The sequence below is a fragment of the Novosphingobium sp. SG919 genome (assembly GCF_012932495.1).
Lineage (GTDB): Bacteria > Pseudomonadota > Alphaproteobacteria > Sphingomonadales > Sphingomonadaceae > Novosphingobium > Novosphingobium rhizosphaerae.
The window spans coordinates 304,057-317,813 of record NZ_JABCNG010000006.1 but is presented as its reverse complement, the minus strand read 5'-3'; the positions used below and the strand labels follow the sequence as shown (position 1 = coordinate 317,813).

Annotated in this window: 11 protein-coding genes; 1 reads left to right on the top strand and 10 read right to left on the bottom strand. The window is 66.5% G+C overall.

Annotated features, from left to right (window positions below; genetic code table 11):
* Positions 1 to 71: 71 nt before the first annotated feature.
* From wecC to FHT19_RS21560, 10 genes are all read right to left on the bottom strand, one after another.
* Positions 72 to 1,355: a UDP-N-acetyl-D-mannosamine dehydrogenase gene (gene wecC, locus FHT19_RS21605; protein WP_348981809.1), complete on the bottom strand. Its 1,284-nt coding sequence runs from the start codon at positions 1,353 to 1,355 to the stop codon at positions 72 to 74.
* Positions 1,356 to 1,884: 529 nt separating this feature from the next.
* On the bottom strand, positions 1,885 to 3,063 hold the full coding sequence (locus tag FHT19_RS21600) for a DUF2252 family protein (protein WP_282436454.1): 1,179 nt from the start codon (positions 3,061 to 3,063) through the stop codon (positions 1,885 to 1,887).
* A complete protein-coding gene (locus FHT19_RS21595) occupies positions 3,060 to 3,284 on the bottom strand; it encodes a hypothetical protein (RefSeq protein ID WP_168556246.1) in 225 nt (74 codons plus the stop codon). The genes FHT19_RS21600 and FHT19_RS21595 overlap by 4 nt, the downstream gene beginning before the upstream one ends.
* Positions 3,285 to 3,410: 126 nt before the next feature.
* Entirely contained in the window at positions 3,411 to 5,705 is a 2,295-nt protein-coding gene (locus tag FHT19_RS21590) for a molybdopterin-dependent oxidoreductase (RefSeq protein WP_169476748.1), read from the bottom strand.
* Between the two features lie 273 nt (positions 5,706 to 5,978).
* The gene (locus tag FHT19_RS21585) at positions 5,979 to 7,805 is read right to left on the bottom strand and encodes a polysaccharide biosynthesis/export family protein (RefSeq protein WP_211185029.1); all 1,827 of its coding nucleotides are present in this window, start codon (positions 7,803 to 7,805) and stop codon (positions 5,979 to 5,981) included.
* Between the two features lie 24 nt (positions 7,806 to 7,829).
* Positions 7,830 to 9,152, bottom strand: a complete 1,323-nt coding sequence (locus FHT19_RS21580; RefSeq protein ID WP_169476747.1) for a chain-length determining protein — start codon at positions 9,150 to 9,152, stop codon at positions 7,830 to 7,832.
* A complete protein-coding gene (locus FHT19_RS21575; protein ID WP_168556249.1) occupies positions 9,149 to 9,814 on the bottom strand; it encodes an ABC transporter ATP-binding protein in 666 nt (221 codons plus the stop codon). Before FHT19_RS21575 ends, FHT19_RS21580 begins: the two co-directional genes overlap by 4 nt.
* A complete protein-coding gene (locus FHT19_RS21570) occupies positions 9,811 to 10,602 on the bottom strand; it encodes an ABC transporter permease (protein ID WP_169476746.1) in 792 nt (263 codons plus the stop codon). The genes FHT19_RS21575 and FHT19_RS21570 overlap by 4 nt, the downstream gene beginning before the upstream one ends.
* A 5-nt stretch (positions 10,603 to 10,607) precedes the next feature.
* Positions 10,608 to 11,504: a 3-deoxy-8-phosphooctulonate synthase gene (locus FHT19_RS21565; RefSeq protein ID WP_248290595.1), complete on the bottom strand. Its 897-nt coding sequence runs from the start codon at positions 11,502 to 11,504 to the stop codon at positions 10,608 to 10,610.
* A gap of 73 nt (positions 11,505 to 11,577) precedes the next feature.
* Entirely contained in the window at positions 11,578 to 12,603 is a 1,026-nt protein-coding gene (locus FHT19_RS21560) for a KpsF/GutQ family sugar-phosphate isomerase (protein WP_248290594.1), read from the bottom strand.
* Between the two features lie 236 nt (positions 12,604 to 12,839).
* Here FHT19_RS21560 and FHT19_RS21555 point away from each other — a divergent pair, with 236 nt between their 5' ends.
* Positions 12,840 to 13,736, top strand: coding sequence for a LysR family transcriptional regulator (locus FHT19_RS21555; protein ID WP_169476745.1), 897 nt, complete (start codon positions 12,840 to 12,842; stop codon positions 13,734 to 13,736).
* Positions 13,737 to 13,757: the final 21 nt, after the last annotated feature.

Here is a 13,757-nt window from a genome sequence, read left to right as displayed (position 1 = left end):
CCCCCGCCGCCTGGCGCGTGACGAAGGTCAGTTCGTCAGCCGCGCGCAAGGCGGGGTTGCGGATCGGGCGCTCAGTCCGTCCAGATCCCGCGTGCGTCCACAATCTCCACCCCGTCGCGCCGCTTGGGCGAAACGGTCTTGAACGGGCGGTGATCGACCAGCAGGGTCCAGACATCGGCTTGATCGAGAGCGGCAAAGCCATCGATCAGTTCAACGCCGCAGGCCGCCAGTGCAGGCGGCAGCACGGCAATATTGGGTTCCACGACCAGCAGCGGCCGCGAGAAATGGGTGGACAGGTCCTTGACGATTTCCACCGCAGGGCTTTCGCGCAGGTCATCGATGTCGGGCTTGAACGCCAGGCCAAACGTGGCCACGCGCACCTGTTCGGGGGCGCAGTCCTTGCGTGCGGCCACCGCGCGCGCCGCAGCCAAGACCTTTTCCACCACCCAGTGCGGCTTGCTGTCGTTCACCTGGCGCGCGGTGTGGATCAGGCGCGATTCGTCCGGGCTGCGGTTGACGATGAACCACGGGTCAACGGCGATGCAGTGCCCGCCCACGCCCGGCCCCGGCTGCAGGATATTGACGCGCGGATGGCGGTTGGCCAGCCGGATCAGTTCCCACACGCTGATGTCCAGCTTGTCGCAGATCATCGACAGCTCGTTGGCAAAGGCGATGTTCACGTCGCGAAACGCGTTTTCGGTCAGCTTGCACATCTCGGCCGTGCGAGCGGACGTGACCACGCATTCGCCTTTCACGAACGTGCTGTAGAGCGCCACGGCTTCGGCCGAGCAGCGCGGGGTGAGGCCGCCGATCACCCGATCGTTCTCCACCAGCTCGCGCAGCACATGGCCGGGCAGCACGCGTTCGGGGCAATAGGCGACGGCAACGTCCGCCGCTTCGCCCGCTTCCTGCGGAAAGCTCAGGTCCGGGCGCGCTTCGGCCAGCCAGGCCGCGATTTGTTCAGTCGTGCCCACGGGCGAGGTGCTTTCCAGCACCACGAGGTTCCCCTTGGCCAGCACCGGCGCAATCGCGCGCGCTGCTGCCTCGATGTAGGAAAGATCGGGTTCGTGGCCATCGCGGAACGGGGTGGGCACGGCGATCAGGAACGCGTCGGCCGGCTCGGGCTTCAATGTCGCGCGCAGGCGCCCTTCCCGTGCGGCGGCATGCACCACCATGTCCAGGTCGGGCTCCACGATGTGGATGCGGCCCTTGTTGATCGTCTGCACTGCGATTTCGTTCACGTCCACGCCGATCACATCGATCCCGCGTGAGGCAAAGACGGCGGCAGTGGGCAGGCCGATATAGCCAAGGCCGATCACGGAAACCCGCTTGAAGCGGTGGGCAGGGGTCATCATCTCTTCGGTTTCATCCCTCAAAGGCGCCGCAGTGGCCATGGCGCATGCCCCCTTTCATACGTGATATCCCGTGGCAAAAGCCTTAATATTGGCGGGCCTTTGCGTGGCGACAGGTCTGAAATCCGTGTGCATCGGGCGCCATGGCGGGCGGTGGTTCGGCCAGTGGATGGCAGACCGGAGCCACCGCCGCGCGGGCGACCGTTTGCATTTTTTCGGCTGCGTCTTGCTGCCGGTGAAACAACAATTCCTCACTTCCGCCCCCGGTGCGAGCCGAGAAACCTCCGGAAGCAATGAATCGCGCCGCCGCGAAATGCACTATCCGCACAAATACTCAGTATTTACTTTCGTTTCGGAGCAGACCGGCGAGCGCGCCGGCATTTCAAGCGGCCTTGGGCCGCGCAATCCTTGCCGGAACACGCCAAAAGCGCATCCTCGCCTTGCCCGGTCGAGAAAGCGCGACGTGTGGCGAATCTGCCGTCACGGCGCAGGATGGACTATCTGGTCGGAAGGCAGGCAGCCGGCGGGCCGGTCACATCAGGTTGCGGCAATGCTCAAGGTAGCCGGCCTCGTGCCGCGCCGCCAGGTCGACCACGGTTTGCCACAGCCAGGATGGCCCATCGGCCTGTGCTTGGTCCGGCAGCAGCATGTCGCGCCAGGCGTAGCGCGTGGCATCGCTCATCTGCCGGGCATGGCCCATGCCGACGATGTAGGCGAGGTAAGATGCTGCTGCGACCGCCTGCCGGCGCGAGAATTGTGCCACCTCGATCTTGAGGTCTTGCGGTGCCAGTTCGCGCAGCACCACAGACTTGCCCAGCAGGTGGGCGGGGATCATCCGCTCGCCCAGGTTGGGCGCCAGCGCGCGGGCGCCAGCGACCACGCGCTGCGCGGGATCGGATGGCATGGTCGCCCCCGGCGCTGCTGGCGCCACTGAAGGAATGGCTTCCTTGATATCGACCAAGGCGAGGTATTCGGGGCCATGCTTGTCGGCGCGCACGCCCAATACCACGGCATGGCGCAAGCGGCCCAGCGAACTGCACCCCTTGCGCCAATAGGCCGCATCCAGCACGCGCAGGTGTCCTTCCTCGCCATAGCCGGCGAGCGCCAGGGCCCGCGTTCGCACGTGCGAATCGGCAAAAAGCGCATCCACCGCATCACGCTCGTGATCGGCCAGGCGCCAGAACCGCTTGCCCAGCGGCAGCGTGGGGGCGGGGCCATCGATCCGCTCGTTGGCCAGATGCCGCCACCGGCGGCCCGCAGCGCGGCGGCGCACGGCGCGCACCACCTTGGGCTCGGTCGGGTCGTCTTCGGTTTCGGGGGACAGCGCGCGGGCATAGCCATCGATCATCGCCGCCAGCATTTGCGCGGTGACAACGCCCGGCAGGTCGGAACTGCGTGCGGCGGTTTCGAGCGACAGTCCCAGGCGAATGAGATCGAGCGCCGGGTTGCCGATCACCGTCTGGTCCAGATCGCGAATCTGGATGGCAAAATCGTGGTGCCGATCAGCCAGCGGGCCCAGGTTGCCCAAGTGGCAGTCGCCACAAATCCACACGTCCGGCCCAGCCGGTATATGCGCCATGGCGGGTGAGGCTTGCAGCCATTGGTAGAACTGCGCCGTGTTGCCCCGCACATAGGCATGGACCGACCGCGCCATCTTCAACGCGCGCCGTGCCTCCAGCGCGGCGTCACGGCGATCGGGGGTGATCTTCAACCGGGATGGCCTGCCTGTGCTTGGGCCCGCGCTTTCTTGGCATAGTGATGATGCGCCACCACGCAGCCCGCCGCCGCACCGGCCAGGGCATGGCCCTTGCCCACGAAATGTCCGGCCACACCACCTGCCACGGCACCCCGGATGCAGCCCTTGGCCATGGCCGGCTGGACGGAAAGGGTGGCGGTGGCCAAGGCGGCAATCAGAACAAGACCTTTGCGCATCATCTATCTCCTTCGTCGCGACACAGCGTGGGAAGGGCGGTGGAGTTCCATGAAGAATTTGTCATGCGCGGCGCGCAACAAGGTTGTTTGGACAACTTTCTGATCTGGCGCCGAAAGTTCCCGGTTCTAGAGGTTGCCATCGCGTTGCGCGATCGGCGGCGGATCGAACACCGTCACGGGCGGCGGTTCTCCTGCGAACAGCCGCGCCTGGACCAGGCAGGTTTGCGCAACGCACCCCTGGGACAAGCCCGAGGCGCCCCGGTCGAGCGTCAGCACGTTGGGATTGCCATGCCGTTCAAGGTCCGTGCCGGGATCGAACCAGGCGCCGGTCGCCAGCCGCGCGACGCCCGGCATGATCGCGTCGCTCAGGATCGCGCCGGCAAGGCAGCGGCCCCGATCATTGAACAATTCGACCAGATCGCCATCGATGATGCCGCGCGCGGCCGCGTCGGCACGGTTGAGGTAGACCGGCTCGCGCCCGGCAACCTTTCCCGCTCTGCTATAAGGACTTGCGTCAAGCTGGCTGTGCAATCGCCGCTCGGGCTGATCGGACAGCAGGTGCAACGGATACGTTTCGGCCTTTTCATGGCCAAGCCACTCGAACGGCTCGAGCCACACGGGATGGCCGGGGCAGTCGGGAAGGTCAAAAGCGGCGATCCGCTCCGAAAAGATTTCGATCTTGCCCGATGGCGTCGGCAGTGGATGCGCGCGCGGATCGTCGCGGAAATCGGCGTGCATCACATGGGGGGCGTCATGGACTGACAGATCGATCAGCCCGTCTTCCCAGAATTGATCGAAGTCGGGCAGGTCGATCCCGTTGGCTGCGATCTTTTCCGCGCATTCGCCATAGATGCGGCGAAGCCAGCCGGTCGTGTCTAGCCCCTCGGTAAAGGCTTGCTCCACGCCAAGACGACGGCTGAGAGCGGCGAAGATTTCGTGATCATCGCGCGCTTCCCCCTGCGGCGGCGTGGCCTGGCGCATGGCCACGAAAAGCCCTTCGCGCGTGGCAAAGCCGATATCGTCGCGTTCCAGCGAGATGGTTGCAGGCAGGACGATGTCGGCCTGCCGCGCGACCGGGGTCCAATGCTGTTCCTGCACGATGATCGTATCCGGACGCGCCCATCCCTGCCGAAGCCGGTTCAGATCCTGGTGATGGTGGAAGGGATTGCCACCGGCCCAATGCACCAAGCGGATATCTGGATAGCTGTGCAATCCGCCATTATAGGTGAAGCGCTCCCCCGGATGCAGCAGCATGTCGGCAATGCGGGCGCAAGGGATGAACGTTACAACGCTGTTGCGCCCCTGCGGAAAGACCGGGCCGGGCAGGCGCGGGTGGGCGCTGCCCATGACATTCATCGCGCCATAGCCAAGGCCATAGCCGCCCCCGGGCAGACCGATCTGGCCGACCATTGCGGCCAACGCCACCAATGCCCAGAATGGCTGTTCGCCGTGCGCGGCGCGCTGCAACGCCCAGGCGCAATTGAGCATGGTGCGATGGCGCAGCAGGTCATGGCCGAGGGCGGCGATGCGAGCCGCGGGGACGCCCGTGATCGCCGCTGCCCATTGCGGTGTTTTGGGCGTGGCGTCCGCCTGTCCCAGCAGATAGGCGCGGAAGATGTCGAAGCCGACCGTGTGACTGTCCAGGAAGCTGCGGTCGAACAGCGGATCGTGCAGCACCACCCACGCCAGTGCCAGCATCATGGCCGTGTCGGTGTTGGGGCGGATGGCAATCCATTCCCCTGCATCACCGTCGCCCAGATTATCGCCCACCGGACCAATGTTGATGATCCGTGCGCCGGCTTCTCGCAGGCGCTTGAGGCCAGCGCGCGCACGATGACGGCCAGCACCGCTGGAAGAGACGCGCGTGTTCTTGAGCGGGACACCGCCGAAGCTGACGAACAGGCTGCAATGCGCCTCCAGCACGTCCCAACTCGTATGGGAGGCGTTGCTTTCGTCCATGCTGGTGGCGATATGCGGCATCAGCACCCGCCCCGCGCCCAGGCTATAGCTGTCTACGCTCCGCACATAACCGCCCAGCGCATTGTAGAAGCGATGGAGTTGGCTTTGCGCGTGGTGAAAGCGGCCGGCACTGGCCCATCCGTAGGAGCCGCCGAAGATCGCCTCGTTGCCATGGTTATGCCGTACCCGCGCTATTTCGGCGGCGGTCATGTCCAGCGCTTCGTCCCAGGAGAGCTCGACAAACGGTTCTTCGCCGCGTCCCGCGCGCTTTCGTCCCTCCAGCCAACCTTTTCGAACGGCCGGGCGGGCGATGCGCAGCCGGGTCATGCTGTCGTCCAACTGGTCGAGCCCGATGGGATTGGGATCGGGGTCGGCGCGCAGCGGCGAAAGGTGCGGCGCATCATCGCCCGCCCCGGCGTTGATCTCATAGACGCCCCAATGGGCAGCAGAATAGCGGGTCATGACAAGCTGGCGCCGAAGGGGGGAAGCACGTGCAGCGTGCGGTCAACCACCCCGGCGCGGCAATACCGGTCGGCCGTCTCATGACGCTCAGCAATCAGGGACATGGGCAGGGTCACTCTTCAAAGAGACGCATGCCTAGCGTTCGGGATGCTGCCTGACGCATGATGATTGCAAATAGGTCGAATGGTTCTGCTCACAGTTCCCGGCAAGGACCGTTGCGCTGCAACGGGGTGCGATTGCTGCCTGTAGGCAGAACGCGCCAAACCCCGTTGGTCAAAGCCCCAGCACAACCTTGGCGCTCACTGCGATCTGGTAGAGGATCTGCGTCATGTCTTTGAGGATCTGGCGCGATTTTGTGTCGATGCGGGGCAGCACGAGCAGGTCATCGCCGCTGCGCACGGCGTGGCTTTGTGCGGCAACTTCCTCGAAACTGCCGTCGGCGTGGGCCACCACGATACGGCGCGCGGCGCTTTTCTGGGTATAGCCGCCTGCACGGCTGACATAGCCATTGGCGTCCAGGCCCTGTTGCCAGGCGACGGCATTGGGGAACAGAACTTCGCCGCTAACCAGCACGAGGCCATCGCGCGTGGGCACGTGCAGCAGGTCGCCGTTTTCCAGCAGCAGGTCGTCGCGCGCCGGGCCCTGGCCGATCACCACCTGGCCCAGCGGCTGCACCTTTCGCGCGCGGTCGATCCATTGCAGGATCAGGTCGGCCTCGTTGCGGCGCAACTGGCTTTCATCGTTGGTGCCCGATCGCGCCGTCAGTGCGGCCTGTTCCAGGCTGTGCAGGCTGGCGTCCAGCATGGTTTTTTGCCGGTCCTTCACGCTCTGCCGGAACAGTTGGATGCTGCCCGCATCCGATCGCTGCGAAAAGCGGATCTGCTGCAACAGATCGCCCAGGTGCGCGCCATAGGGCAGCACATATTCCTGCGGGCTTTCATGCTCGCCCTCGATCCGCACGGTGATCGTGCCGGCCTTCTTGTCGGCGGTAAATTCGATGGTATCGCCATTGCCAACTGGCAGGGCGCCGGCATCGGCGAGCGGGCGATAATCCACGTTCTTCACCGGCCCGGTGTTACGCGTGATACGCATGTGCGTGGCCGATGGCTGCGGCCCGGCGAGCAACATGACATCGGCGGTGGTGGGGTGGGCATTGCGCGGAAATTCAAAGACGTTGGCATTGTTGGCCAGGCCCAGCACACTCACCGTCTGCTGACGCGGCCCGACGAAGATCACGTCGCCATCGCCCAGCGGCACCGGCGGCATGACCCCGCGAAACAGGAACTGGTAGAGATTCACGTGGGCGCGCACCTGCTCGCCGCGCTTGACCTCCACATCGATGAAAGTGCCGCGATCGGGATCGATGCCGCCGGCTGCGTCCAGGTAATGCAGCAGGCCATCCATGCTGGTGCCGTCATAAAGCCCCGGCCGCCGCACGAAGCCGCCCACGAACACGCGCACCGGCTGCGCTTCGGCCAGCGAGGCATAGACATAGACGTTGCTGCGAAACGTCGCGGCCGCCGCGCCCGTGACCACCCGTTGCAGATCCTGGTTGCGCACGCCGGCCAGGTGGATCGGGCCGATATTGGGCAGGAACACGTTGCCTTGCGGGTCCACCGTCTGCACCTGGGCAAACTGGAACGCTCCCCACAGCCGCAGCACCACCCGGTCTCCCGCCGTGACCACGTAATCGGGGTTGAAATGGGCTGCGCCCGTGCGGGCAAAGGCACCGGTGAACAGCTGCGCGCCAAACACCGGGCTGGCCGCATTGGCGGCATAACTGGCCGCCGGTGCCGCGCCGGGGGTAACGGGCGGTGCCCCAGCATCGACCAGAGCCGCCGGCGGCGACGTCGGGCTGGCGGTCGGTACGGCCAATGGCACGCTGGGCATGCTGCCGCCATTGCCCATGCCGGCATTGCCCATGGCATTGGCGATCGTGGCCAGGGTGGTGGGGTCGGCATTCTGCAAGACCTGGCTGACCAGGCCGGGCGGCAGCCCCTGGGCTGAGCCCTGCACGGGCGAAGCCAGCAGGGGCAAGGCAAGCGAAAGGCCCAGCGCCAGCCGGCCGCGGCTGGGCATGGAATGGCAATCACGGCGCATGGTGGCGCTCCTTAGGGTTGCAATTCAGTCGACATGGTCGCGCACCACCGACACCAGCAGCAGCAGGATCGCTGCCACGACGAAAGCGGCCAGGGTGAACGCAAGGGAATTGTAGAGCCGGCGTGGGCGGGCGGGGTATTCGGGCAGGGTGGGCGCCTGGACCACGGAAATCTGCTTCATCGCCTGCATCGCGGTGATCCGCCCCTTTTCCAGCGCGGCCAAGGTGGTCTGGTACAGCGACTGGCTGAACTGCGCCTCTTGCTGCAATTGGCGAAAGGCATCGGCGCGGCGGTTGAGCGCCTGCGAATCCGACGATGTGGCGCGGCCCCGTTCGCGGGCGAGTTCGGCGTCGATCGCAGCAATCTGCTGGCGCACGGCCACCACATCGGGATGGGCCGGCACGAGATAGGCTTCCAGCGTCCCGAGCTGGGTCTGCAGCGCGCTCTTGCGCGATTCCAGCTGTGTGATCGTGCCGGCCACGGCCTCCAGCGTGCCATCGGGCGAAACCATCCCGGCCTTGCTCTGGAAATCGAGCACCGCCTTGCGCGCGGCCTCGTTGCGCTGGCCCATCTGCGCCGCCTCGCCGGCCAGGAAATCCACTTGCGTCTGGGCGAGGCGATGGTCGTTGGCGTTCATGAACGCAGCGCCTTCGCGCAGCATGGCAGCCACGATCGCCTGCGCCACGCCGGGGGCATAGGCGCTGGCTTCCACATGCAGCACGCCCTGGTTGTCGTCGTAATCCACTTTCACCCGCGCTTTCATATAGTCGCGAAAGCGGGCTAGCGGCACGTCGGGCGCCGAAAGACGCGACAGCCAATCGTGCCGGCGATCGGCATAATGGGCACGCAAATGCAGGCTGGCATCGAGCCGGGCGAGCATGTCCTGCGACAGCAGGTGGTTGCGCAGCAGCATCTGGTCATTGCGATTGCCAGCGCCGGAAAGGCCGGAAAGCAGCCCGCCCAAGCCACCGGGATCGATGGCGCCCATGTCGGCCCGTTGCACCACCACGTCTGTTTCCGAGACATAGAGATCCGACGCGATCAGGCACCAATAGGCCGTGGCGCCAAGGCTTGCCGCGCCCGCCAGGCCCAGCACCAGGTTGCGCACCTTTGCCGCGCGCCAGCGCCGGCGGGGTAGCGAAGGGGGCACCAGCGTGCCGCTTGCGGGCCGGCGTGGGCCGGCCAGCGGCACGGCCGGCGCGGCTTCATCGCTCGATGGGGGGGGGACGCCGGGTTGGAATGCCTGGTCGGGCTCGCTGTCGGGCGCTGGCCGCGTGCGGGCAACCGGCGGGGCAGGATCGGTTTCCGGTTTCGCCGGGGGCGGCGGAAAGGCAAGCTCGGTGCTCATGCGGGCAGGGTTTCCTTGTAGGCCGTGATCGCCTCGCCCAGCCGGTCGAACCAGGTCAGCTTGCCTTCGTGCAACAGCATCCCGGCGGTGCAGAACCGCTTGAGCGTGCCGGGATCATGACTGACCATGATCACGCTGGCCTGGTTGGCGCGGCGGCGGAATTCCTCGGCAGCGCGGGCGCGAAAGCTGGCGTCACCGGCCGATGTGGCTTCATCGGAAATGTACACGTCGAAATCGAACGCCAGCGAGATGGCAAAGCGCAGGCGCGCAGCCATGCCGGTGGAATAGGTGCGGATCGGCTCGTCAAAGCGGTCGCCCAGCGCGGCAAATTCGGCAATGCGCGCCAGGCGTTCGGGGATGTCATCCTCGTGCCCATGGATGCGGCAGACGAAACGGGCATTCTGCCGCCCGGTGAGCGTGCCTTGCAGCCCGCCGCCAAAGCCGAGCGGCCAGGATACACGGCAATGCCGCTCCACCGCGCCGCGCGTGGGTTTGTCCACCCCTGCCAGGATGCGCAGCAGGGTGGATTTGCCCGCTCCGTTGGCCCCCAGGATGCCCACGCTGACCCGCGGCGGAATGACGAAGTTTACGTCATCAAGCACCCACGGCCCGGCACCGTGCGCTGTCATGTAGCGCTTGCTCAGGCCGCGCCCCACGATCATCGCGCACCCACCTTGTGTGCCAGCCGCAGTTGCAGCGCCAGGCCAAGCAGCAAGAGCCCCAGCACCCAGGCGAAGAGATAGCCTGCATCGGTTTCGGGCACTGCCTGGTAATTGTCGGAAAGCCCCATGCGCACCAGTTCCACCCCGTGGGCGAGGGGATTGAGCATGAGCAGCGCGCGCCAATCGGCCGGCAGCGAGCCGATGGGAAACATCACGCCCGAAATCATGTAGAGCGGGCGCAGCACGATCTGCAGCACCTGGCGCGTTTCGCGCATCATCGTGGTGCAGGCCGAAACCACCATGCCGAACCCCACGCCCAGCAGCCACATTGCCGCGCTGGCGCCGGCCATGGCCAAGGGGAATTGCGGCACGAACGGGTGGCCCCACATCGCCAGGAACGCGATCAGCAACAGCGTGATCACCAGCCAGCTCGCCCCTTCGAGCAGCCCGCGCGCAACCAGCGTGTCCACCGGCTTGACCTGGCGATAGGCAAACAGGGCGGAATTGTCGGCCGGCGCGCCGGCAACGTGGTCGGCCGTCTTGCGAAACAGGAAGAAGGCCTGGATCCCAACCATGATCCACACCGGCGTGTCGAGGTTGCCGACGCTGCGCACTTGCACGGCGGAATAGAGCACGAGCAGGTAGGCAACATGGAACACCGGCTCGAACAAGACCCAAGCCCAGGAAATGCGGGTGGCGAACAGCCGGGTCAGCGCCTCGCGCAGGATCAACGCGCGCCAGACCGACCAGGTGACCGCTAACGAGGAACGGGGAGGGGAACCGGCCATGGCGCTCAGGCCACTGCTACCGGCCTGCGCCGGTGCCAGGCAAACAACGGCGCTGGTGCCGGTGCAGCGGCCAATGCAGCGCAATCGGCCAGGCGCAGCAAGGCTTCGGCAAGATCGGGCACCTGCGCAAGCGACACCCCATGGCGCCCGCGTGATGGCGCGTGATCGGGTTGTGCGTCGATTTCCAACATCAGCCCGGCGACGCCCACCGCCACCGCCGCGCGTGCCAGCGGCGCCACGAATTCGCGCTGCGCGCCCGATGACCCGCCCTGGCTGACCGGATCGTGCAGGGCATGCGTGGCATCGAACACCACCGGGCAACCGATCTCACGCAACTGGATCAGGTTGCGCATGTCCACCACGAGATTGTCGGGGCCAAACAGCGTGCCACCTTCGCACACCGTGAAGGCATCTTGGCGATGGCCCGCGGCCTGGGCAGCGGTGCGTGCCATGCCCACCATGCGGGCCACGCCGGCTAGAGACATGGACGGTCCCTTTTCCAGGTTCACCGGCCGGCCCGAGGCGGCGGCCGCCATGATCAGGTCTGCCTGGCCGGCGAGGACGCCAGGCGTTTGCAGCATGTCTGCCACTTGGGCTGCGGCGGCCACTTGCGCGGCATCGTGCACGCGGGCCAGCACCGGCAGCCCGGTTTCGCTGCGCACCTTTTCCAGCACGCGCAGTGCTTCATCCTGCCCCAGCCCGTGATGGCCCGAATGCGCGCCAAGGTGAGTTGGGCCCAGGTCGGCCTGGAAGATCACCAGCGTGCCGGTGCGATCGGCCAGCTGGCGCAAGGCCTGCGCCGCGTCCACGCACCGCGCCTCGCTTGCGATTGTGCCAGGCCCGGCGATCAGGAACGGACGGCCGGTATCGTCGACGTCGATGGAGTGGCCCAGCAGGTTCACGCGTGTTCTTTCGTCATCGGGGTAGGATTGGGGCAGGCGGCAAAACCGGTCCGGGTGGTGCAGCGTCGGTCCATCAGTTCAGCCCCAGCCGGCCCAGATCGTGGAGATGCAGCACGCCCACCGGCAGGTCCGATCCATGGTCTTCCACCACGAACAGCGCTGAAACCTGGGCTTGCGACATCAGGGCCAGCGCTTCACCCGCGCGGGCCGATGTGCGCACGGTGCGCGGCGCGGGTGTCATCACGTCTTCGGCGCGGGCAGTGAGCAGGCCATGGACATGGCGGCGCAGGTCGCCGTCGGTGATCGCGCCCAGCAAGCGCCCGGTGCGATCGACCACGCCGGCAATGCCCAGGCTCTTTTCGGTCATTTCCAGCAGCACCTCGCGCATCGGCATGGCCCGTGGCACCAGCGGCAGCGCTTCGCCCCGGTGCATGATCTCGCCCACGGTCACCAGGCCCAGCCCGATCGAGCCGCCGGGGTGCAACTGGCGCAACTGGGCATGGGTCACGCCGCGCGCGGCCATGGTGGCAATCGCCAGCGCATCACCCAGGGCGAGCATCAGCGTGGAGGATGTGGTCGGCGCGATGTTGGCCGGGCACGCCTCGCGCGCCGGGGGCAGGACCAGGCCAACCGTGGCCGCGCGCATCAGGACCGAATCCGGCTGGCCGCAAATGCCGATCACCGGGCAGCCCAACTGTGCGGCATGGGCCAGGATCTGCCGCAGATCGGGCGTGTTGCCCGAATTGGACAGCACCAGCAGCGCGTCGTGCGCGGTCATCATGCCCAGGTCGCCATGGGCGGCTTCGGCCGGATGGACGAAGAACGCGGGCGTGCCGGTGGCGGCCAGGGTCGCGGCCAGCTTGCGCCCGACATGGCCTGATTTGCCCATGCCGCTGACCACCACTCGCGATTGCGTTGCCAGCAACAGGTTCACCGCATCGGCAAAGCGCGCGTCGAGCGTCAGCGCCAGGCGATCGAGCGCGTCGGCTTCTGCCTGGATCACGTGCCGCCCCCGCGCCAGCAGTTCCATGGCCGGCATCATGCCCGGCGCTGCCTGCGCCGTGATCTGGTGTGCTGCGATCTGGCCCGTTGGCTTCATCGAAAATCCCTTGCCGCTTGCGCATGCCCCAATTGCCCCCGCCAGCGCGATCCGTGCCGCCGCCCATCGGGGTTGGCCCTTAGTAGTCCCACCTCGGCCGCTTCAGGCCTGCTGTTCCCACGGAAATGAAGCGATAGTCCCGCCGCCTTGGCCGTTCGTGACGGCACGGGCCATGCATTGCGGTGCCATTTGTGATAGAAACGTCCTCTCAATTTTCGAGGGGGTTGGGCGGGTCGATGCAACTGCGCCACTTGCGCTATTTCGTGATGCTGGCCCGCCATGGCCATTTCGCCCGCGCGGCGGCGGAATGCGGGGTGTCGCAACCCACGCTTTCGGCTGGCCTGGCGGCGCTGGAACAGGAAGTGGGTAAGCGGCTGGTGGAGCGCGATCGCCGCTTCATCGGCCTGACGGCGCAGGGCCAGGCGATGCTGCCCTGGGCCGAACAGATCCTGGGCGCGATGGGCAGCATGGCGCAGGCCGTGGCCGCCACCGCGGCGCCGCTGGCCGGGCCGTTTCGCCTTGCCGCAATTCCCGCCGCGCTGCCGCTGGTGGGCCGCTTTGGCGATGCGCTGCTGCGCCGTCATCCGGGGCTGCAACTGGCCGTGCACCAGGCCACCAGCCGCGCAATCGAGCAGGATCTTCAAGCGCTTTCGTGCGATGCCGGGCTGACATACCTGGATCACGAACCGCCCGCCCATGTCGTGGCGGTGCCGCTGGCAGAGGAACGCTATCTGTTCGTTACGCGGCGGGATGCGGCGGAGGAGATAGGTGAAGGGACACCGGCGAGCATGGATTGGGCGCAGGCTGCGGCGCAGCCGCTGTGCCTCTTGCACCAGGGCATGCAATATCGCCGTATCCTGGACGCGCAGTTTGCTGCGCGCGGCTTGAGCGTGACCCCGCGCGCGGTGGCAGACAGCTATGTCGCGCTGCTCTCGCTTGTACAGTCCGGGCGTTTTGCCACGATCATTCCCGATGGCTATGCCGCGTTGCTGACCGGGCTGGACTGGGCCACGCTCTGCCCCATGGCTGGCGCCGAAACGGCACGCCGCCTGGGTTTGGTGGTGCTCGATCGCCAGCCGATGGGACCGCTGGCTCTCGCCGCGCTCGACGTGGCACGGGCGCTGTCGGTTTGATAGACATTCTCTATCACACTT

Bases quoted from the DNA above. Each gene is read 5' to 3' on its own strand.
- wecC (WP_348981809.1), bottom strand. From the start codon at position 1,355: ATGATGACCCCTGCCCACCGCTTCAAGCGGGTTTCCGTGATCGGCCTT.
- FHT19_RS21595 (WP_168556246.1), bottom strand. From the start codon at position 3,284: ATGCGCAAAGGTCTTGTTCTGATTGCCGCCTTGGCCACCGCCACCCTT.
- FHT19_RS21590 (WP_169476748.1), bottom strand. From the start codon at position 5,705: ATGACCCGCTATTCTGCTGCCCATTGGGGCGTCTATGAGATCAACGCC.
- FHT19_RS21585 (WP_211185029.1), bottom strand. From the start codon at position 7,805: ATGCGCCGTGATTGCCATTCCATGCCCAGCCGCGGCCGGCTGGCGCTG.
- FHT19_RS21580 (WP_169476747.1), bottom strand. From the start codon at position 9,152: ATGAGCACCGAGCTTGCCTTTCCGCCGCCCCCGGCGAAACCGGAAACC.
- FHT19_RS21575 (WP_168556249.1), bottom strand. From the start codon at position 9,814: ATGATCGTGGGGCGCGGCCTGAGCAAGCGCTACATGACAGCGCACGGT.
- FHT19_RS21570 (WP_169476746.1), bottom strand. From the start codon at position 10,602: ATGGCCGGTTCCCCTCCCCGTTCCTCGTTAGCGGTCACCTGGTCGGTC.
- FHT19_RS21560 (WP_248290594.1), bottom strand. From the start codon at position 12,603: ATGAAGCCAACGGGCCAGATCGCAGCACACCAGATCACGGCGCAGGCA.
- FHT19_RS21555 (WP_169476745.1), top strand. From the start codon at position 12,840: ATGCAACTGCGCCACTTGCGCTATTTCGTGATGCTGGCCCGCCATGGC.